Origin of the sequence: Paraburkholderia acidicola (assembly GCF_002362315.1) — a bacterium.
Taxonomy (GTDB): domain Bacteria; phylum Pseudomonadota; class Gammaproteobacteria; order Burkholderiales; family Burkholderiaceae; genus Paraburkholderia; species Paraburkholderia acidicola.
In genome coordinates this window covers 43,023-67,294 of record NZ_MTZV01000001.1, presented here as the reverse complement: position 1 = coordinate 67,294, position 24,272 = coordinate 43,023, and the positions used below count along the sequence as shown (strand labels likewise).

General features: G+C 67.1%; 1 protein-coding gene (only partly in view). It reads right to left on the bottom strand.

Annotation, left to right across the window (positions count from 1 at the left end; all coding sequences use genetic code 11):
• Positions 1-24,272 carry the 5' portion of an SDR family NAD(P)-dependent oxidoreductase gene (locus tag BWP39_RS00030; RefSeq protein ID WP_096716363.1) on the bottom strand. 3,379 nt of this gene lie to the left of the window's left edge, so the window shows 24,272 of its 27,651 coding nt (coding positions 1-24,272); the start codon lies at positions 24,270-24,272; its stop codon lies off the left edge, out of view.

Genomic DNA, 24,272 nt, shown 5'->3' with positions numbered 1-24,272 from the left:
AGAACCTGGAAGTGCGAACCATAGTCCAGTCCCATGCGGGCAAACCGCGCGTAACAGGCCGGGCCGTCCAGATGCCGCGTGCACTGCGCGCGCAGGCCAGCCAGGTCCAGGCTCGGCGCCTGACCAGGGTCGGTCACCCAGCCCCAACCCAGGCTGTAGATCTCGGCCTCCTCACCTTTGCCGCGATAGATCTGATAACTGAGCCGGCCGCCCTCCTCGGCGTTGATGTCGATGTGCAGCTCCAGGGCCTGCTCCACGGCCATCGCCTGCACCCAGCTCACCTGCTCGAGGTGGATCGCTTCGGCATGGCCGAGCGCCATGCTCAACGCCGCGCGGGCCCATTCCAGTTGCGCGGCCCAGGACAAGGTCTTGCGCCCGTGCATGCGATGCTCGCTCAGCAGCCAGGACACCTCGCTCAGACGCGTGCTGTAGCGCTGGCCCCTCAGGTCCGAAGTATTGCGATGGACCAGCGGATGCAGGACCGCGGCTTCGGTGGTGACCGTGGCGCTCTGGCGCACCGGTGCCCAGTAGTGTTCGCGGGCGAACGGATAGCCGGGCAGGCTGATACGCTGATACGTGTCGCCGTGGAACAGCGCGCTCCAGTTCAACGGCAAGCCCTGCAGATAGCCGTGGAGCAACGGCTCCAGGGCATCGCAGGCCACCTCGCGCGTCGTCGCGGCCGCGTATTCGGTCATGCGGCGTTGCATCGCGCTGAGCTGCTCGTCGGTGATTTCCTTGCCGGCTCCGATCGGGCCGCTGGCCGTTCCGTGCCGATCCGGCTCCGCGCCCGACTGATCAGCCATTGCGCGGACCAGTTGCTCCATCAAGGCATTCGCATCGCTCGCGACGCAGGCCCAGCGGCAGTCGAAATGGCGCCGTCCCATGAGCAAGGTGTAGCTGAGCGAACTCAGCGGGGACGGCGTGGTGCTCAAGTGGGCGTGCAATTGCTGCAACTGCTGACGCAACTGGTCCTGCGTGCGAGCGGAAAGCACAATCAGATAAGCCGGACGCTGCGGCACAACCCGACTCGACGCCGGCGCCTCGCCGATCACCACATGCGCATTGGTGCCGCTAAAACCGAACGAACTGACCGCCGCCAGCCGCTGTCCGCCGGCAGGCGCGGGCCACGCCTCGAGGGTGGTGGGCACGTACAGCGGACCCTGGGCGAAATCGATATGCGCATTGCCCTGTTCGAAATGCAGGGAAGGCGGAATCTGGCGGTGCCGCAAAGCCAGCAACAACTTGATCACACCGGCGATACCGGCCGCCGCCGCGGTATGGCCCAGATTGCTTTTGATCGAACCGACCGCGCAGCGTCCTTCGTGCTCACCGGAGGGCCGACCGTCGAGCAGCGCCTCGGTCAGCGCGCGGTATTCGATCGGGTCGCCCAGCACGGTGCCGGTGCCGTGCGCCTCGACCACCTGAATCTGTCTGGGGTCGATGCCATGGCGCTGGTAGACCTCGCGCTCGAGACGCGTCTGTGAGCGCGCGCTGGGCGCGGTGATGCCGTTGGTGGCGCCGTCCTGATTGATTCCCGAGCCTTTGATCACGCCATAGATCTGGTCGCCATCGGCCAGCGCCTGCGACAGTCGCTTGAGCACGACGACGCCCACGCCCTCGCCAGGGACGAAGCCATCGGCGCGCTGATCGAAGGTGTGGCAGCGCCCGCGCGGCGACAGCATGCCGGCGCGGTTGGCCTGCAGATAGAAATCTTCGGTGCTCTGTACGAACACGCCGCCGGCCAGCGCCAGTTCGGCCTCGCCGCTACGCAGGCCCTGACAGGCCTGATGCAATGCGACCAGAGAACTGGAGCAGGCGGTGTCGATCGCCACCGCCGGTCCCTGCAGGTCCAGGTGATAGGCGATGCGTGCCGGAATCAGCGAGCCCGCATTGCCCCAGAAGGCCTGGGCCGGTGCATCCCGATCGAGCAACCGCTGGTAATCGCCCGCCGCGCAACCCACGTACACGCCGCAGCGCCGTCCTTCGATCGCCGCGCCCGCATAGCCTGCATCCTCCAGCGCACGCCATGCCTCTTCGAGGAAGATCCGCTGCTGCGGATCCATCGCGGCCGCCTCGCGTCCGGAGATGTTGAAGAACATCGGATCGAACGCGTCGATATCGCGCAGAAAGCCACCATGGCGACAGTACGGCTCGCTGTCCGGGCCATACTGCGCGTCCAGATCCCAGCGGCTGACTTCCTCGATCAGGTCATCGCCGGCGGCAAGCGCCTGCCAGAGCGCCTGCAGGTTTTCCGTGCGGGCAAAGCGGCCGCTCATGCCGATCACCGCGATCGGCTCGATCGCGGCACGTGCACCGCTACCTTCCTCCTCATAGCGATACGCCGGTGGCACGCTGACCACGACCTTGCCGATATTGCGGCGGTCTTCCAGCCAGCGATACGCCTCCTGAATCTGCTCAAAATCGAAGGTACGGCTCAAGGTGGCCGTGATCACGCCTTCCTGCAGCAGACGCACCATTTCGCGCACCCCCCGCTCCAGCGCAGCCGGATGAGTACGGCCCAGCTTGCGCAGGTCCACGCTATGCAGGGTCTGGTTGTCGCTGAGGCCCGATAGATCGATCGCGCGCGCCGACTTCAGCGCCGTCATCGCGATCTCGATGTAACGGCCGCCTGGCGCCAGGCAGTTCAAGCCCTTTTGCACCGCCTCGCCACCGAGCGTATTGATCACGACGTCGACGCCGCGGCCCTGGGTCAACTGCATCACCGCCGACTCGAAGTCTTGCTCCAGATAGTTGATGCAATGCTCGACGCCGAGCCCGGCCAGATAGTCGAGCTTGGCCGCCGAACCGGCCGTCGCATAGATCTGCGCGCCCGCATGCTGGGCCAGCTGTACCGCGATCAGACCGGTGCCGCCGGTGGCGGTCTGGATCAGGATGCTTTCGCCGGCCTTGAGCTGGGCTTTGGCAAAGCATTCGATCATCGTCACCGCGACGACGGGCAAGGAGCAGGCCTGTTCGAAGGACAGGCCCTGAGGCAGGGCGTACACCTGCTGCTCGGTGCAGGTCAGCACGGTGGCATGCGCCCCCAGCTCCGTACCGGCGATGGCCATTACCGCGTCGCCGGGCGCGACGCGATTCACTTCGGCGCCGACCGCGACCACCACGCCGCTGGCCTCGAAGCCCGGCGTGAATGGATACGCCGGCTGGGTCGGATACATACCCTTGATGCACAGCAGGTCGCCGAAATTCAGCGAAAACGCGCGCACTGCGATGCGTACCTCATGCGCTTCCAGCGGTGCCAGGCTGTCCTCAACGATGCGCACTTCATCGATGCTGCCCGGCTGGTCGAGCCAGACGCGGTGGTAGCCTGCGCCGACCGGCCGTGGTCTCGTTAGCGGCTGCGCTCTCGGATGCACGTGCGGCGTCCGCAGGGGTGCCTGATCGGCTGGCGGAGCGAGGGGTGCCGTCGCGTACGCCGGTCTGGTCGCGGGCGCCGTCGTTGCCACTGGCATCGCTGGTACCGTCGCTACCGACGTTACCGGCTCCGGCTCGATGTTGCCAAGCTGCGGCGCGTACTGGGTGCTGATGTGCGCGCTTAGCTGGTCGATCGTGCTGTAGTCGAATAGCACGGTAGTCGGCAGGCGCAGGCCCAATTGCCCATTGATCGTATTGACCAGAGCCACACCAGTGATTGAGTCCACGCCATAGGACATGAACGCCTGGTCGTCCTGCAACTGGTCGGCGCTCATCTTCAGTGCCTGCATCACGCTCTCGCGGATGGCCTGGCGCACCTTGAGCTGCGGGCGACCGATTCCCGCAGCAGCAGCGCGTGCGCGCGGCGGCGCTGATGCTGGGCGCGCGGCACGCGGGGTAGCCGCCGATGCAAATGCCGGTGCAAACGCGGATGCAGATGAAGATGCCGCTGCAGACGCAGATGACGATGACGACGCCACTGCAGTCTGCACCCGGATTACCCCATCACTACTCGCCTCGACAATCTGCTGACCGAAGCGGTGTGCGTCGAACGCAGGCGCCACAACCTGGCGGAAACCTTCGGCCGTCAGAACGTCCTGCCAGCGCGTCCAGCTCAGCGCCGGCGTGCCGGGAATACGCAACGCCTGATCCTGCGCCAGCCACCAGCCCTCCAGCAGGCCAAAGGTCAGATGCGCGAAGACACTGGTGCCCTCCATTTCATTGAGCAACAGGCGGCCTTCTGCTTTCAGCAGGGATTTAGCATGGCGCAACGTGCGATGCATGTCGCGTGTGGCATGCAGCACGTTGGTGGCCACGATCACGTCGTAGCCGCCCGCGTCGAAACCCTGCGCGAGTGGCGCACGCTCGATATCCAGACGTTGCGTGCGCAGATAAGGCGCCAGCGATGCGTAGTGCTGTTCCGCGTGCCTCAGGAACGCGGCCGACAGATCGGTATAGGCGTACTCGGCGATCTGCGCGGCATGTGGCGCGAGCCGCCGGAACAGGCCCTCGCTGGTGCCGCCGGTGCCGGCGCCGATTTCGAGAATGCGCAGGCGTGCCTGTGGTGCCTGGGCGAGCCTCGCCTGTACATAGGCCAGCAGTCGTTCACCGAGCACTGCATTGAAATAATCGGCCACCGGATTGTTGCGATACACCCCTTCCACGAGGCTCAGGCTGCCTTGGGGAAACAGCACTTCGGTGGCCGCGCGCTCGCCGCGCAAGATCGCGGGCAAGGCCTGCAGTGCGGTGTCGGCCAGGCGAATGTGCGCGCCCAGCGCTTGATCCTCACGATGCGCCTGCACGTAGGCGTGCCATTGCGCGCTCAGCGTGGCCTCGTCGGTGTGCGTCGCTGCGTGTGCCTCCTGCTCTTGCAAGAGACGCAGACTGGCCTGGTGCCAGGACACATAGGCTGGCGCGAGGCCAGGTGCGTGCGTCCCGTTCCATGCCCAGGCCTTCAGCTTTGCCCACAGCAACCGGGCGAGCTGGGCTTCCATTGCCGCCTGCTCCGCATAGGCGGCTTCCGGTTTCGGCAGTTCGATCAACACCGGCAAGCTCAGCGCGGGCGCGGCTTCGGCGAGCTGGATGCGCGCCTGTACGTCGATTGCCAGCAGGGGCGGCATGTGCCCGGTGGTGGTCTTGACGAAGGCCACCTGATTCAGCGGCGAAGCCACCAGACGCTCCAGTGCGGCCATCGCTTCGGGTGGCTCGATCGAGGCGACGCCGGCCTGCGCCATACGCTCGCGATACGCCGCGGCAGAGACGATGCCTATGCTGCCCCAGTAGCCCCAGTTCATCCGTTTGACCGGATACGGTCGCCGCTGCTGTAGCCCGTGTGCATACGCATCGGCATAGCAGCAGCCGGCGGCGTAATTGCTTTGGCCCGCGGACTTGGTGTAGCTCTGCAGGGAAGAGAAGAACAACTGGAAATCCAGCGCATCGGCACCGAATACGGCATCGAAGTTTTCGGCGCTCGCGGCCTTCGCGGCGAGCGCCGCTTCGAAGACGTCTTCGGCCATGCCGGCCACGCTGCGATCGGCCAGAACGATGGCCGCATGCACGAGGCCGTGCACCGCACCGTGCCGCTCATGGATCTGCGTGTAAGCGTGTTCGAGCGCCGTACGGTCGGTCGCGTCGGCCTGGATATACCAGGGAGTGCGACCGAGTTCACCGAGACGTGCGCGCTCCCCGGCTATGGCCGTGTCTTCGGCGCGGCGTCCCAGCCATACCACCTGTGCCTGGTAATGCCGGATCAGGTATTCGCTGAATGCCACGCCGATGCCGCCGGCGCCGCCGAGGATCACGTAGACGCCGCCTTGTCGATAGGCCGACGCTTCAACCGCGGGCAACAGACAAGGCACGAGTTGCTGGCGGTACCAGCGTCCGTCGCGCCAGGCGCGTGCATCGCCCCGCGCATCCGCGGGCTGCGCCAGCCACTGGTCTGCGGTCGGTGCGTGCTGTGTCGACCGCGCCGGCAGGTCGATCAGGCTGAGTTGCCAATGCGGATATTCCTTGGCAAGACTGCCGATCAGGCCATGCACGCTGGCCTGCTGCGGGTCCGCCATCTCTTGAGGCCACACCGCCTGCGCCTGCCGGGTGATCACGCTGAACTTCAGCGGACGCATGCCGTAGTCAAGCGCGAGCAGCGCCTGGATCAGCCGCAGGCCCATCACCGCCACGCGTGTCGCGCCAGCCGGCACCGCCCAGATCACGTGCTGCAAGGTTCCGCAGTCGCGCAGGCGCGCGGTCAGGTGTTCGCGGCTGTCTTCGGGCGCCCAGTCCAGCTGTCGTAGACCCGCCAGACCGGTCCAGTCCGCCTCGCCGAGCGCCAGCATGCCTTCCAGCGACAAACCTTCAGGCACTACCTCCGTGTCCACGCTCTCCCACGCGGGGGCCAGAGTCCATTCCTTGCCTGTCTCCGTGACCGGCGATGTCATGACGGCGCCGACCTGGGCTTCCACCGCGAGGCGGCTGAACTGGCTCAGCCGCACGGCGACCCGGCCCTGCGCGTCGACGATATCGATGTCCAGTTTGGGCACGGCGGCACTATCGCCGGCCGCGCGGCGCGCAACCGCATAGGCCGGGCTCGGCACGGGCGCCCACTGTTCGACCTGCTCCACCGCAAACGGCAGGCTGAGGCCAGCGTGTTCCGCCGCGAGTCCAAGGCTCGCCTGCAAGGCACCGTCGAGCAGATGCGGCGGCAGGTCGTAGCCGGCCTGCCGGGCGGCGTCGGGCGCGCGCAATTCTGCGATGGCCACGGCGTCACCGATGTCCCAGGCCGCTACGACCTGGAAGTTTTCACCGTAGTGCAAACCCATAGCCTCAAAGCGCGCATAGCCTTCCTCGCGCGACCAGCGCTCTGTGCAGCTCGCGAGCAACTCGGCCAGATCCAGCACAGGCGCCGGCGCCTGCCCGGCCAGCGCCTCGGCCCAGCCGCGGCTATAGACGACGATATCGTCATCCTGTTCGCAGTAGATCTGGTAACCGATACGCCCATCGTCTTCCGCGTGTATCGCGATATGCAGCTCGGTCGTCTCCTCCACCGCCAGCGGCCGAAGCCAGCTGACTTGCTGCAGACGCACCGCCGCGCCTTCCAGCGCGAGACTAAGCGCGGCCCGCGCCCATTCGAGCTGGGCAGCGCCGGGTAACACCCCGCGGCCCTGCACCCGATGCTCGCGCAAGAGCCACGACTCGCCGCTCAGCTCGGTGCTGAAGCGCTGGCCGCGCAGATGCGAGGTGTTGCGGTGAACCAGCGGATGCAGCACGGCGGCGGGCGCCGCCTGCGCGGTGATCGACGGCAGGTTTTTCGGCGCCCAGTAGCGGTCGCGGGCGAAGGGATAAGTGGGCAGGCTGATACGGTGCGGCAGAGCCTGGCCGTACAGCTGCTCCCAGCGGATCAACAACCCCTGCACCCATAGCTCCGCCAGCTTCTCCAGCTTGCCGCGTGCTATCCACTTCGATACCGCCTCCTGCAGTTCTTCGTCTCCTCCGAACACCGCCATCGCTTCCTGGCTGCGCCGCGGCTCACCGCTGAACACCCCTTCCGCTACAGCATCGCCCTTCAGATATGCCTCCAGCCGCTCACACAGCTCGCCTACCGTGCCCGCCACCACCGCCAGCCGCTGCTCCATCGCCTCCCGACCCACCTGCAGCGTGTACGCCAGATCCGCCAGGTTCGGCGACTGCGACTGCACGTGCGTCAGCAACTGCTCCGCCTGGGTGCGCAGCGCCGCCTCGTTGCGCGCCGACAGCACCACTACCACCGCAGCAGGCACCACCGTAGCGTCGCGCTCGCGCTCCGACACCGGCGCCTCCGCCACGATCAGATGCGCATTCGCGCCCCCCGCTCCGAACGACGACAGGCCTGCAATGCGCGGATATTCCCGCCGCCCTCCCTCCACCTCCAGCATCGGCCTCACCCACGGACCCAGCTCGCGTTGCACCACGAACGGCGTCTGGCTGAAATCGATATGCTGGTTCAGCCGCTCGCTGTGCAGGCTCTTCACCAGCTGGCCGTGCCGCATCTGCAGCAGCACCTTCGTCAGTCCCGCCATCCCCGCCGCACTCTCCGCATGGCCAATATTCGACTTGGCCGAACCGATCGCGCAGTAGCCCCGCTCCTGCGTGCTCCCGCCATACGCCTGGCTCAGCCCCGCGATCTCGATCGGGTCGCCCAGCGCCGTCCCCGTGCCATGGGCTTCCACGTAGCTGATCGCCCGCGCCGGTACCCCCGACTCCGCCAGCGCCTGGCCGATCACCTGCGCCTGCGCCACCGGATTGGGCACCGTGTACCCGTTCGTCTTGCCTCCATGGTTCAGCGCACTGCCCTTGAGCACCCCGTACACCTGGTCGCCGTCGGCCAGCGCCTGCGCCAGCGGCTTGAGCACCACCGCGCCCACGCCTTCGGCTGGCACATAGCCATCGCCGCCTTCGCCGAAGCTCGTGCACCGACCCGTGCTCGACATGAACTGACGGTCCGACAGCATCAGGTACTTGTTCGGATGCACCGTCACGTTCACTCCACCGGCGATCGCCACCGCGCAGCCTCCCTGACGCAGGCTCTGGCACGCCAGATGGATCGCTGTCAGCGAGGACGAACACATCGTGTCCACCGCCAGGCTCGGGCCGTGGAAATCACCGTGGTACGACACCCGGTTCGCGATCGACGACGCACTGCCGAACAGGCTCAGCGCCTGTCCCTGCGCCTGGGCCTGGGCGCCGTAGAGCTGGTACTCCTCGTACATCACCCCCACGAACACGCCGACCTGGCCGTGGCGCTCACCGACCCGTGCCGATGCCGCCAGACTTGCGCGCGTATAACCCGCGTCCTCCACGGCGTGATACGCGCATTGCAGGAACAGCCGCTCCTGCGGATCGATTAGTTCTGCTTCGCGTGGCGAAATATTGAAGAACAGCGGATCGAAGGCATCCACCTCGTCGATGAAACCGCCCCAGTGGCTGTAAATCTTACCCAGCTTGCCCTTGTCCGCATCGTAGTGAGTGCGCCAGTCCCAGCGTTCGGGCGGGATGTCGGTGACGCAGTCCACGCCCTGCAGCAGGTTGTTCCAGTAATCGGCCACGCTGCGCGCCTGCGGATAGCGTCCGCTCAGGCCCACGATCGCGATATCCAGCGCCTCGGGCGATGCATCGTGTTGGTGTGGCTTGATTGGAGCCGCCACGCTACGCCGCGCGAGGCGACGAGCCGGCGTAGCGCGGGCCGGGAGGGCCGGCGCAGCGGCTGCGGCGGGCGCAGCGCGCGTGGCCAGCGCGAGCGACGGCAGGGCCGCGCCGGCTTCCGCCTGCGGCCGGCCCAGCAACATCTGCAGAGCAGCAGCGTGGTGCTCGAGGAAGTACCCGGTCAGCGCGGCAATGCTCTGGTATTCGAAAAACAACGTCGCCGGCAGACGTCCGAAACTCGCCTCCAGGTCGCGCGTCAGGCTCACCACCATGATCGAATTGATGCCGTACTGCTCCAGCGGTGCCTGCGCATCGATGCGCTGCGGCGCCAGCTTCAGGCTTTGCGACAGCAGCCGTGTCAGGTAACGCTGCGCCGTTTCGCGCAACGGCATTCCGGACTCGGGCGCGCCCGGCTGCTCCGGCTCTAACGCCGGCGCCGTATAAACAGCACGCACATAGGCAAGGAGACGCGCCCGCTCCCCGTGAAGAACCAGGACCTGGCTGGCAGCCTGGCTCAAGGCTACGTCGACGGCAGCGAGGCCGGCTTCGGTGGGCAGCGCCTGCATGCCGGTGCTGCGTTGCATATGCGTTTGGGTATCCGCATCGACTTGCATGCCGCCTTCGGCCCATAGCGGCCAGCTCACCGAAATCGCGCGGCCATGGCGCAGCCCCAGCGACAGCAGTTCATCGCGATAGGCCGCATAAGCGTCCATGTAGGCATTGGCAGCGGCGTAATCACCCTGCCCGACATTGCCCAGCACGCCAGCAGCAGAAGAGCACAGCAGCAACCAGTCCAGATCGAGTCCTGCCGTCGCCTGGTCGAGCGCCATCACGCCAGCTACCTTTGGCGCGAGCACCTGCTGCAGTTCGTCGGCGGTCTTGGTGTGCAACAGGCCATCGCGCAACAGTCCCGCGCTATGGATCACACCGTTCAGATGGCCATGGCGTGCCACGATGTCCTGCGCCAAAGCAGATACAGCCGCCACATCGGTGACGTCGATCGCGTGATATTCCACGCTCGCACCCAGGGCCCGCAAACTCTGCAACTGCGCTTCCTCGACGGCGCCGGGCGCGCGCCGGCCGCTCAGCACCAGCACCGGTGCGTGGACCTCGCGCGCAATGGCCGTGGCGAAAAGACGACCCAGGCCGCCCAGGCCACCGGTGATCCAGTAAACGCCACCATCGTGCCAGGGCTGCGACTCCTCGGGCCTCAGCGTGTCGACGTAGTCCCATACCTCACGGCCAGCCTCGGTGTAACGCAACCTCGGTGCCGGCGAGCCCGCTTCGGCCGCCAGCCGCGCGGTCAGGTCCTCGGTCGTCGCCACAGCGACGATCTGCGCGACCAGCCACGGATACTCCTGCTGCGCCGTGCGCAGCAGGCCGCCCAGGCCCTGCAGTACTGCGCCTTCACCGAGTGCCGGCACCACCACCTGCAGCCACAGCTTGCCCTGGGGCTGAGTTGCGGCCAGCGCCTGCAATTCGGCGCACAGTTGCCCGGCGTACTGGGCATAGCGCTCGCCCAGGCTGCCCTCGGCCATCCAGTGAACACTGGAAGCAGCCGGCAGAGCCGCCCGCAGATCCACCGGCGCGACCTCGCAGAAGACCACGCGATGAGCAGAATAACCAGCCGCCAGGCTCGACGTCGGTGCCGGTTGCGGCAACCACTGCGGCGTCAGCAGCAAGGTCTGCGGCTGCGCTGCGAGCGTGGCCACGCGCAGGGTCAATCCGGTGAGGCGCACCGCGACCTGCCCTTGCGCATCGACGATGCTGATATCCAGCTTGCGCACCGACTCAGTATCTTCGGCGCCGGGCAGTACCACGGCATAGGCCGTCTCTGGCACCGGTCCCCACTGGTCGACGGTCTCGACCGCAAAAGGCAGGATCAGTCCGGTCGACGACGCATACAAACCGATGCTGCTTTGCAGGGCGCCATCGAGCAGGCTCGGCGGCAGACGGTATGCCTGCTGATCCACGCCCGCCGGCCACTGCAGATGACCGATGGCGACGCCCTCGCCCACCTGCAGGGCAACCAGCGACTGAAAGCCCGGACCATAATTCAAGCCCATGCCGGCAAAACGCGCGTAGCAGTCGTCACCCGTGAGCGTCTGGCTGCAGCGCGCGCGCAAACTGGCCAGATCGATATGCGGCGCCTGCGCCGGGCTCACCGCCTCTGCCCAGCCCTGACTGTAGATCTGGCTGTCGTCGTCGGCGCCGCTATAAATCTCGAAGGCAATGCGGCCGTCTTCCTGCGGCGCAAGCGCAATGTGGAATTCTTCTGCCTCCTCCACCACCAGAGGCTGCAGCCAGTCGACCTGACCCAGACGCAAGGTCGCCGGCGCTTCGCCCATCGCCAGCGCCACTGCCGCGCGTGCCCACTCCAGCTGGGCCACGCCCGGCAGGACGCAGCGCCCTTGCACCACGTGATCGCGCAAGAAGAAGGCCGCGCTGCTGAGACGACTGCTGTAGCGCTGCTCGCTCAGATCGGAGGTGTTGCGATGGACCAGCGGGTGCAGTTGCGCCGTTGCTCCGGCGCTAACGTCGGCGGTCGCCACCTGCGCCACCCAGTAGGTTTCGCGGGCGAAGGGATAAGTGGGCAGGTGGACCCGTTGCGGCGGCGTCTCACCGAACAGCGTGTGCCAGCTCAGCGCGTAGCCCTGGCAATACATGTCCGCAAGCGCAAGCAAGGCCTCCCGTGCCGACTGTGCTGACTGTGCCGACGTAGCGGCGGCTTCATACGACGCCGCGACCCGACCAACCAGTTCATCGCCGTAATCGAGCAACGCCTTTTGCGCGACGAACTCGCGGCCTGTCACTCCACGGAACAGATTGGCGCGGCTTTCCTGGGAGAGGACTTGCTGCAATCCATAGATCGCATCGTCGCGATCCTGGACGACCACCGCGCAGCGGTGCTTGAAGTGCTGACGTCCGCTCAGCAAGGTGTGACTGATCGCGGCCAGCCCGGCAGCGTCCCAGGTGCGTGCCTGCAGCACCTCGATCAGGTCCTGCACGCGTTGATGCAGGACCTCGGCGGTCTTGGCCGACACGGCGAGCAGCAGAGGCAGTCCTGCCGCGCGTCGCCCGGCGCTAGCTGGCACCGCGTAATCACGCAGCACCATATGCGCATTGGTGCCACTGATGCCGAAGGCGCTCACAGCCCCCATTCGTGCGCGACCGCTCGGCTCCGGCCACGGCCGCGACGCGGTATTGACGTAGAAAGGACTCTGCGGCCAGGGGATGTGGTCGCTCAACTGTTCGCAGTGCAAACTGGCGGGAATGGTCTCGTGGCGCATGGCCTGCACGAGGCTCACGAGACTGACCAGACCCGAAGCGGCCTGCGTATGGCCGAGATTGCTCTTGCTCGAAGTCAGCGCGCAGTACTGCGACTGCTGCGTATAAGGCTTGAACGCCTCCGACAGGGCGTTGATTTCCACCGGGTCGCCCAACGGCGTGCCGGTGCCGTGGGTGACGATATAGTCCAGCGCGGCGGGGTCGATGCGGTGGCGCGTGTACACCGATTGCAACAGCCGGGCCTGGGCGGCGCCGCTCGGCGCGGTAATCCCGTTGGTCTTGCCGTCGTAGTTGATGCCGCTACCGACGATCACCGCGTGAATCGGATCGCCGTCCGCTTCGGCCAGCGACAGCCGCTTGAGCACCAGGGCCACGACCGCCTCGCCCGGCACCATGCCGTTGGCGCGCCGATCGAAGGCGTAGCAGCGGCCTTCCGGCGACAGCATGCCGGCTTGCTCCATCGAGCGCACGATGGCCGGGGTCAACAGCAGGTTCACGCCGGCGGCGATCGCGGTGTCGCATTCGCCGGCACGCAGGCTGAGGCAAGCCTGGTGCGCGGCGACGAGACCCGACGAGCACGCCGTATTGATCGCCATGGCCGGACCATGCAGATTCAGCGCATACGCGAGGCGCGTGGCGAGCACGCCGTCGTGATTGGAGGTGACGTCCGCGGCGGCCTTGCCGAGCAGCTGATAGTCGCCCTGCTCCACGCCGACGAACATGCCCACGGTGTGACGCTGCAACTGGCTGCTGCCATAGCCGGCGTCCTCCAGGGCGCGCCATGCTTCTTGCAGCAGCAGGCGCTGACGCGGATCCATCGCTTCCGCTTCGCGCGGCGAAATTTCGAAGAACAGCGGATCGAATTCGGCCACACCGGGCAGCAGGCCGATACGGTCGCAAGCCGGCTGTTGCTCCGGCGGCCAGGCGGCGAAACGCTCGGCACCCGCCGCCTGCAGCACTTCGCGGCCGTCGCGCAGGATCTCCCACAGTTCGTCCACGGAACGCGCGCCGGGGAAACGGCCGCTGATGCCGATGATCGCGATCGGCTCGGCGGTGTCGTGCGCCTCGGCGGTCACCGGGGAACGGCGTCGACGCTGAATCGACGGACGGACGGGCGCGGACGCAGGGGTGGGTACTGCGGTAGACACGACGGCAGAACCAGCTCCGTCGGATTCGCTGCGATAAAACGCTGCCAGCGCTTCGCCATGGCTGGACAGCAAATAGGCGGCAAACTGCTCCAGGTTGGGATAGCTGAAGAACAGCGACGGCGTCAGTTCGATACCGTAATGCTCGTCGAGGCGCGCCGCGAAGGCGGTCAAGGACACCGAGTCGTAGCCGAAGTCGATGAGATTGGCTTCGGTGTCGACCGCATCGCGCGGGATGCGCAGCAGTTGATGGGTGTGCTCGACGAGATCCCAGGCCACGCAGTCGGCGAGATCCAGTCCCTTCAATTCGCGTCGGTAGCCGCGCCCCGCCGGGACCGCGGACGCCGGCCTGGTTTTCTCCGCCACCCGGTGGGCCGCGCGGACATAGTCATGCAAGGCCTGCGGCTCGCCGTGCAAGACCAGCACGTGCGCCACGGGCGCCGCCAGCGCCTCGCGCAACGCCGCCAGTCCTGCCGCGCTCGGCAGGGCCTGCATCCCGGTGCTGCGGCGCATCTGCTCCTGCACGGCGGCATCGAGATGCATACCGCCCTCTGCCCAGAGCGGCCAGCTCACCGACACGCTGCGACCGTGCCGCTGGCCGAGAGCCACGAGGCCCTGACGGTAGGTCGCGTAGGCATCCATGAAACCGTTGGCGGCGGCATAGTCGGTCTGGCCGGCATTGCCCATCACCCCGGCCACCGAGGAGCACAACATGAACCAGTCGAGGGCCATGTCGCGGGTCGCGAGATCCAGCGCGACCAGACCGCTGACCTTGGCGTTCAATACCTGCTGCAGATCGGCCGGGCGCTTGTTGACCAGCAAACTGTCGCGCAGTACGCCGGCGCTGTGGATGATGCCGTGCAGGCAGCCATGCTCGGCAAGGATGGCCTCGGCCACCGCCGCGACGGCGGCAGGATCGCCGGTATCCAGCGCGCGAAATTCGACGCGGGCACCCTGCTCGCGTAGTTGCTCGATAAAGGCCGTCTGCTCCGCATCGGGCGCGCGGCGCGCGCTCAGTATCAACACAGGGCGGCTGACCTCGGCGGCGATCGCCGCTGCAAAGAGCCGGCCCAGACCGCCGAGACCGCCGGTGATCCAGTACACCCCCTCATCGCGCCACGCTGGCGGTGCATCGGCTACGGTGAGCGAAGCGAAGTCCAGCACCTCGCGGCCGGCTTCGCCATAGCGCAGGGAAGGCACCGGCGCGACCGCTTCGGCGTTCAACCTGGTTGCGAGTCCTTGTGCGCCATCCACGGCGATCGTCTGGATCTGCAGCCACGGGTATTCGAGGCGAGCGCTGCGCAGCATGCCGCTCAAGCCCTGCATCAGCGACGCCTCGCCGCTGACCGGCAAGACCAGTTGCAGCAGCACGTGGCCACGAGGCCCGCTGGCGGCGATCTCCTGCAACAACGCGAGGGCCTGCCCGGCATACACGCCGTAACGTTCGGCCACCCCGCCGACGGCCTGCCAGCGCAGGCAGCGCGCCGGTGCCAGCTCGGCCTCGAGGGCCGCGGACGCATCCAGTTCGCACAGCACCACCCAGTGGGCGGTGTAGTCCGGACGAACACCCGCGGCTGGGGCGGCTTGCGCGGTCCAACGCGGTGCCAGCAGCAAGGTCTGCTGCGATGGCGACGCCTGCACTACGGAGGACTGCGCAGTCACGCCCTGCAGACGCGCCAGCACACGGCCCTCGTCATCGACGAAATCGATATCCAGCTCCGCCTGGCCCGGGCGTCGTTGCACCACGACCGCACCCTGAGCGGGCAGGCTGTCCCAGATCTGCATCTGCTGCACGGCGGCCGGCCAGCTCCAGTCCTGCTCCGGCCAGGCGAGACGACCGACCTGGAGCGCGACATCCAGCACATTCGGCGCGAGTGCATAGTCTTGCGTGGGCGCTGTCGCGGGCTGCTGCCAATGGCCGATCGCGAGTCCCTCGCTCCACTGCAATTCGTTCAGTGTCTGGAAGCCTGGACCGTGCGACCAGCCTGCCGTCGCGAGGCGCGCATAAGCCTCGCCGCCGTCGAGCTGTTGCGTGCATTGCGCCTGCAGGACCGCCAGCGTCAGTTGGGGCGCCTGCGGCGCAGTCATGAGTTCGGCCCAGCCCTGGGCGTAGACCTGCTGGGACGCATCGTCGCCGCGGTCGTCGCGGTAAATCTCGAAGCCGATGCGCGTGTCGTCCTCCCAGGCGAGGCCGATATGCAGGTCCATGGGCGCGTCAACGACCAGCGGCTGCAGCCATTGCACGTCCTGCAGGCGCAAGCCCGTCGCGCCGCCGAGGGCATGCGCCAGCGCGGCCCGCGCCCACTCCAGCTGGGCAAAGGCAGGCAGCACGGCCTGACCGCGTAGCTGGTGCTCGCGCAGCAAGCCCATCTCGCCGTTCAGTGCAGTGGTATAGCGCTGGCCTTGCAGATCCGAACTATTGAAGTGCAGCAGCGGATGCAGGACGGACGCACCCGGCAGACGGGGTGCCGTCTGACCAGCATCGATCCAGTAGCGTTTCTGCGCGAAGGGATAAGTGGGCAGGCTGATACGGCGCGGCAGAGCCTGGCCGTACAGCTGCTCCCAGCGGATCAACAACCCCTGCACCCACAACTCCGCCAGCTTCTCCAGCTTGCCGCGTGCCATCCACTTCGATACCGCCTCCTGCAGTTCCTCGTCTCCTCCGAACACCGCCATTGCTTCCTGGCTGCGCCGCGGCTCACCGCTGTACACCCCTTCGGCTACCGCATCGCCCTTCAGATATGCCTCCAGCCGCTCACACAGCTCGCCTACCGTGCCCGCCACCACCGCCAGCCGCTGCTCCATCGCCTCCCGACCCACCTGCAGCGTGTACGCCAGATCCGCCAGGTTCGGCGACTGCCCCCGCACGTGCGCCAGCAACTGCTCCGCCTGCGTGCGCAGCGCCGTCTCGTTACGCGCCGACAGCACCACCACCACCGCAGCAGGCACCACCGTGGCCTCGCGCTCCAACGCCGGTGCTTCCGCCACGATCAGATGCGCATTCGCGCCCCCCGCTCCGAACGACGACAACCCCGCAATGCGCGGATACTCCCGTGGCCCACCGTCTACCTCCAGCACCGGCCTCACCCACGGACCCAGCTCGCGTTGCACTACGAACGGCGTCTGGCTGAAATCGATATGCTGGTTCAGCCGCTCGCTGTGCAGGCTCTTCACCAGCTGGCCGTGCCGCATCTGCAGCAGCACCTTCGTCAGTCCCGCCATCCCCGCCGCGCTCTCCGCGTGGCCGATATTCGACTTGGCCGAACCGATCGCACAGTAACCGCGTTCCTGCGTGCTCCCGCCATACGCCTGGCTCAGCCCCGCGATCTCGATCGGGTCACCCAGCGCCGTTCCCGTGCCGTGCGCTTCCACGTAGCTGATCGCCCGCGCCGGTACCCCCGACTCCGCCAGTGCCTGGCCGATCACCTGCGCCTGCGCCACCGGATTGGGCACCGTGTACCCGTTCGTCTTGCCTCCATGGTTCAGCGCACTGCCCTTGAGCACCCCGTACACCTGGTCGCCGTCGGCCAGCGCCTGCGCCAGCGGCTTGAGCACCACTGCGCCCACTCCCTCGGCGGGCACATAACCGTCCCCGCCTTCGCCGAAGCTCGTGCACCGGCCCGTGCTCGACATGAACTGACGGTCCGACAGCATCAGGTACTTGTTCGGATGCACCGTCACGTTCACCCCACCGGCGATCGCCACCGCGCAGCCCCCCTGGCGCAGGCTCTGGCACGCCAGATGGATTGCCGTCAGCGAGGACGAACACATCGTGTCCACCGCCAGGCTCGGTCCGTGGAAATCGCCGTGGTACGACACCCGGTTCGCGATCGACGACGCACTGCCGAACAGACTCAGCGCCTGTCCCTGCGCCTGGGCCTGGGCACCGTAGAGCTGGTACTCCTCGTACATCACCCCCACGAACACGCCGACCTGGCCTACCCGCTCACCGACCCGTGCCGATGCCGCCAGACTTGCGCGCGTGTAGCCCGCGTCCTCCACGGCGTGATACGCGCATTGCAGGAACAACCGTTCCTGCGGGTCCATCAGTTCAGCTTCACGCGGCGCGATGCCGAAGAACATGGGATCGAAGGCATCCATTCCCTCGATAAAACCGCCCCATTTGCTATAGCTCTTACCCTCCTGACCCTTGCGGGCGTCGAAGTACTGCTGCCAGTCCCAGCGTTCGGGCGGAATGTCGGTGACGCAGTCCACGCCCTGCAGCAGGTTGTTCCAGTAATCGGCCACGCTGCGCGCCTGCGGATAACGTCCACTCAGGCCCACGATCGCGATATCGAGCGGACCTCCCACGGTCAGCGCCGGCGCCGTGGCGGCCGGCAGACCAGATAAGGTGCGACGGCTGCGGCGACGCAGGGCCGGCGCTTCGGTCGTAGCCCGGTCAGCGGTTCCAGCAGTGGCCGCCGCAGGCTGGGCTACGACGGGGCTTGCGGTCAGCTGCGCAAGACTGGCCGCGTGATGCTCGAGGAAGTAGCCGGTCAGTGCGGCAATGCTCTGGTATTCGAAGAACAGCGTCGCCGGCAGGCGTCCGAAACTCGCCTCAAGGTCGCGTGTCAGGCTCACCACCAGGATCGAATTGATGCCGTACTGCTCCAGCGGTGCCTGTGCATCGATGCGCTGCGGCGCCAGCTTCAGGCTTTGCGACAGTAGGCGCGTGAGATAACGCTGCGCCGTTTCGCGCAAGCCTTCTGCGATACCTGCGGCGGTCCCTGCGACGGGTGCGGCCCGCACAGGCTCGATGCGCGCCGGCGCGCGATAGAGCGCCTGCACGCTGGCCAGCAACCGTGGACGCTCGCCGTAAAGCAGCAGGCTATGAGCCCGCGGCTCGGCCAGCAACTGCTCGAGCACCACCAGCCCGACATCGCTGGGTAGCGCCTGCATGCCCGTGGTTCGACGCAGATGGGCCTGGCCCTCGGCATCGATCTGCATGCCGCCTTCGGCCCATAGCGGCCAGTTCACCGAAATCGTGCGACCGCGACGCAGCCCTTGCGCCACCCGTTCGTCGCGATAGACCGCATAAGCGTCCATGTAGGCATTGGCCGCACCGTAGTCGCCCTGTCCGGTGTTGCCGAGCACCGCGGTCATTGAGGAGCACAGCAGCAGCCAGTCCAGATCGAGCGCTGCCGTCGCCTGGTCGAGCGCCGTCAGGCCGGCTACCTTGGGTGCCAGCACCTGTTGCAGCTCGTCGACGGTCTTGGTGTGCAACAGGCCATCGCGCAACAGTCCCGCGCTATGGATCACACCGTTCAGGCGGCCATGGCGTGCCACGATGTCCTGCGTCAAAGCAGATACAGCCGCCACGTCGGTGACGTCGACCGCGTGATATTCCACGCTCGCACCCAGAGCCCGCAGGCTCTGCAACTGCGCTTCTCCGGTGGCGCCAGCCGCGCGCCGGCCGCTCAGCACCAGCACCGGTGCGTGCACCTGGCGCGCAATGGCCGTAGCGAAAAGAAGACCCAGGCCGCCCAGACCACCGGTAATCCAGTAAACCCCGCCCTCACGCCAGGGCATGGCCGAGGAGGCGAGCGGCACTTCGACGAAATCCATCGTCTCCCGCGTGCCCTCGCGATACCGCACGCGCGGCACCGGCTCACGGGCCTCCTGTGCAAGACGGGTGGCCACCGCAGCGTCTGCAGGCAGAGCGATCACCTGAGTGTGCAGCCAGGGGTATTCCTGCTGCGCCGTGCGCAGCAGGCCGCCGAGTCCCTGTAGCACTGCCGCCTCTCCCTGCGCGGGCACGGCCAGTTGCAGTAACACCTGATGCCGCGGTTGAGCGGCCGCCAGCGCCTGCAACTCGCCGAGCAATTGCCCGGCATAACGGGTATAGCGTTGAGCCAGGGCGCCTTCAGCTTGCCAATGCACCCAGCTCGCCGCGGGCAGAACAGCATCCAGGCCAGCAGCAGCCACCTCGCACAGCACGATGCGGTGAGTCGGATAACCCGCCTCCGGTCGGTCCGCGGCGACAGACTGGGCCTGCCAGCGCGGTGCCAGCAGCAGGCTCTGCGGCGGCACGACGGCCTGCACGGCGCGCGTGCTGAAGCCAGCGAGGCGCAGCGCCACGCGGCCGCCTTCGTCCACGATGGCGATATCCAGCTTGCGCAGCGCGCCGCTGTCGCCGGCGGCGCGCTGTACCACGGCATAGGCGGGTTCGGGCAGCGCGTGCCATTGCTCCACACTGTCGACCGCAAACGGCAGTTGCAGGCCGGCGGCTTCGTCGGCGAGACCGTAGCTGGCCTGCAACGCGCCGTCGAGCAGGCTGGGTGACCAGCGATACTCCCCAAGCTCGATTCCGTCCGGCGCCTGCAGGCGGCCGATCGCCACACCGTCGCCCACCCGCAGCTCGGTCAGCACCTGAAAGCCCGGGCCGTAGGCGAGACCCATGCGGGCAAAACGCGCGTAACACGCGGGGCCGTCCATGTGCTGCGTGCATTGGGCCCGCAAGGCAGCCAGATCCACAATGGGCGCCACACTGTCGATGCCAGGCTGACCCCAACCGAGGCTATAGACCTCGGCATCGTCGCCACGGCCTCGATAGATCTCATAGCTGAGCCGGCCGCCTGCTTCAGCGCTGATGCCGATATGCACCTCCAGCGGCTGCTCTACAGTCAGCGCCTGCACCCAGCTCACCTGCTCCAGACGCAAGGATGCCGGCGCTTCTCCCAGCGCGAAAGCCATCGCCGCGCGCGCCCATTCCAGCTGGGCGACGCCGGGCAGTACGTGCTGTCCCTGCACCAGGTGATCGCGCAAATAGAAGACGTCGTTGCTAAGCTGAGTGCTGTAGCGCTGCTCGGCCAGGTCGGAGGTATTCCGGTGTACCAAGGGATGCAACGGCGCGCCGCTGATATCCGACGCGGCAGGCCGCGCCGTCTGCGGCAACCAGTGACGCTCCTTCACGAACGGATAGGTCGGCAAGCCGATGCGGCGCGGCTTGAGCGCGCCATACAGACGGCTCCAGTCCACGTCGAGACCTTGCACCCATAGCTCAGCCAGCTTCCCGACTTCGCCGCCTGCAAACCAGCTAGCGAGGCTGGTCGCAATGGACGCATTGAAGACCTCGTCCAGCACAAAGCTGCCCAGCAGTTCACCTTCCTGTCTGGCCCGTCCCTGCCATAGCTGGCGAATGCCGGCTTCGCCGGCGAGGAAGCGCGCGAGCCCCTGTTGCACATCCGCAAGACTGCTGCCGGCGAGCGCCAGACGATATTCCATCGCGTCGCGGCCCACTTGCAGCGTGTACGCGAGGTCCGGCAAGTCTTTGTCGCTCAGGGCGGCCAGCGCCTCGTGCAACTGCCGCGCCTGTGCGTGCAGAAGCTCAGGGCGTTTGGCCGACAGCAGAAGCAACGCCGGAGCCCGCACCGCTGACGACGCGCGCGCCGCCGGTTCGGCGACGTACTCCTCCAGCACGACATGCGCATTGGTGCCGCTGAAGCCAAAACTGCTGACGCCGGCCAGCTTGCGTCCCGCCGGCCAGGCCTGCGCCGCGGCGACCACCTGTACCGGTAGCCCGGCCCAGTCCAGATGAGGATTGAGCTGCTGCAGATGCAGATGACGTGGAATCACGCCATGGCGCATCGACAGCATGACCTTGATCAAACCCGCCACACCGGCGGCGGCTTCCAGATGGCCGATATTGGTTTTCACAGAACCCAGCAGCAACGGCTGTCCGGCCGGGCGCCCCGCGCCGAGCGCAGCGGCGGCGGCCAGCACTTCGATGGGGTCTCCGAGCCGGGTGCCGGTGCCATGCGCTTCCAGATAACGCACCTCCAGCGGCGCCACCTCGCCCTTGCGCAGCGCGGCCTCGATCACCGCCTGCTGGGCCTTTTGATTCGGCGCCGTCAGCCCCGCGCTCGCGCCATCCTGGTTGATCGCGCTGCCGCGAATAACAGCCCAGATCGGATCGCCGTCGCGCTGCGCCTCGGATAGACGCTTAAGCACCAGCACCGCGCAGCCTTCACCGCGCACATAGCCGTTGGCCGAGGCATCGAACGTCTTGCAGCGCGCGTCGGGCGACAACATGCCGGCCTGCTCGAACGCGGCGAACATGTCCTCGTGCAATAGCAGGTTCACGCCGCCGGCGAGCGCCAGACCGCACTCGCCGGCCAGCAGGCTTTCGCAGGCCAGATGCGTGGCGACCAGCGAAGAACTGCAGGCGGTGTCCACCGCCAGGGTCGGCCCATGCCAGTCGTAGTAGTACGCGATGCGCCCGGCGGCAATCGACGTTGCATTGCCGGTGGCGAAATACGGATCGACGGGTTGCGCGTTGCCCTGCTGGCGCAGCAGGCGCTCATAGTCGTGGCCCATCACGCCGACGAATACGCCGGTGTCGCTGCCAGCGAGGCGCCCTGGCGCCATGCCGGCCTGCTCCAGCGCTTCCCAGACCACTTCCAGCAGCAGACGATGCTGCGGATCGACCAGTTCGGCTTCGCGTGGCGAGATGCGGAAAAAGCCTGCATCGAAACTGTCCACATCGTCGATGAAACCGGCATGCCGCGGCGCGTCTGTCGACAACGGCGACGCCGGGCTGCGTGTGCCGATCGCATCGACACCGTTTTCCAGCAAGGTCCAGAACTGCTGCGGATTGCTGACGCCGCCGGGCAGGCGGCAGGCCACACCGACCACCGCGATGCGTTCGGTGGAGCCGGTGGTATCCGATACTGGCCTGGTGGTATCCGATGCGGACGCGTCGATATCCGACGCCCACCCAGCGGTATCCGATACGGACGCGGTGGTATCTGACACCGGCCCTGCGGTACCGGATACGGTCGCGGCGGTATCCGACATCGGCCCTGCGGTATTCGATACGGATGCCTTAGTACCCGACACCGGCGCGGCGGTGTCTGATGTCGGCGCGGCCGGTGCCGCTTCACGTGCCTGCTGCCGACCATCCTCCCTGGCGATAGCCAGATCCGTCGCCGCCTGCTCGCGCAGGTACTCACGCAGGAATTCGATCACCGCCGCCGGTGTGCCGTGCTGGAAGAAAAACGTCGCCTCCAGCGCCAGCCCCATGCGTTCGCCCAAACGACGCCGCAGCTGCTGCAGATGGAACGAGCTGAGGCCCATCTCCATCAAGGGCACGTGCAAACCGTACGCAGACTCACGTGTGTCACCCAGCACCTCCAGGATGCTGGTCCGCACCGCGGCCGCGACGTCACCGATCGCCAGATCACCGGTCGTCACGTCACCGACCGATGCCACCGCGCCACGCTGCTGCGCCGGCGCAGACCCTGCCGCGCCCTGGCGATAGCGCACATATTCGATCAGCACGCCGGTCCCGTGATTAGCCCGGTCTTCCGGGCGGAAGTCCTGCACGACCTCGTGGATCGTCGCGCCGTGCGAAGCGTGAAACTGCAGCATCGGCTCCTGCCAGCGCCCTTCGCTGTCGCGGCTCCGGATGTGCTCGTCCAGAGAGCGTGTCCCGTCGGCGTCGACATACTCATGGCAGCGGGTCACCGCCGCCACGCTGTCGATACCCTCGCAACTGGCCAGATAGACGAGACCGTAGTCGATCAACTGATCGGCGAGGCCATAGCCCTGCCGGTCCGGCGCCACGCAGATACCCATCAGATGCGCCAGCGCGCCGTGCGGCTGATGGATTCCGGCGAACCGCGCATAGGGCGTATGCCGCAACTGATCGAGCGCATCGATGCGCTGGGTATACAGGGACGCGACGACCTGCCCGTCCTGCTCGATCAGCAACTGGCCCTGCGCAAACACCTCGATGCGGCGCCGCAGTTCGGCCTCGGGAACGGCCATTCCGTCGGGCCAGCTAGCCAGATCCAGTGCGCGCAGGATAGCGAGGTCATCGAGCGAGGGATGGCGAATCTGATACGGACGCGCGGTCCACCGGTGCAGCGCGAATCGCGCCGGGCCGGGATGCACGGGTTGCTGCGCGGCGTCGGGCCGCTCAGGCACGCAGCCCATCGCGGCAGCGGCCATCAGATAGACGCTGGTCGGCCATGGGTCATTCACATCGGCCACGTCGACCACGTCAACCCCGGCGGGCAATCCGGCGAGCGCGTGCCGCCAGCGCCGCTGTGCCTGGTAAAGCTCAATCGCCGCTGCGAGCCGCTCGCGACCAGCGCCGAAACGGCGCGCCAGAAATAGCAATGGCCCGAGCGCCGCCGCATGCTGAAGCACGCTCAGCCCCTGCGCGCTCAGGCGCAGCCCTGGACCCTCGGCGAGACTCCAGCCACGGCGCAGAAAATCGGCCTGCAGCGCCGCCGCATTGGCGGCAGACAGCTGTGCGCTTTCCCGACCCTGCAGCAACGCCGAGTCATCGAGACGCGCCAGCTCGAACAGCAGCGGCGCCAGCCAGGCGGCGTCCAGTGCTTCGGCCTGAGCCGTGTCGACACCCTTCCAGGCCGAAGCGGAATGCCCGAGCCACCGCCGCAGAACCTGGCCGTCCGGCTCGCGCAGTGCCGCAACCAGATCGGCCTGGCTCCAGGCGACGATGGCTTCGGTCCAGCGCTCAACCAGTTCGAACGACTCAGTCGCCCCAATCAACGCGACCTTGCCATCAATCCATTCGATCCAGCCCGCCTCATGCAAGCCCTGCAAGGCGGCATCCAGCACAGCCTCGTCGATCCGGCAGCGCGCGGCCAGTTGCGACGGCAGGCAAGGCTGACTCTTCAGCAACGAGCACAGGCCGCTCGCGCGGCAGGCTTCGAGCAACGAGATCGAGACATATCCATCGGTCACGCGCTTGATCAGATCGGGCAC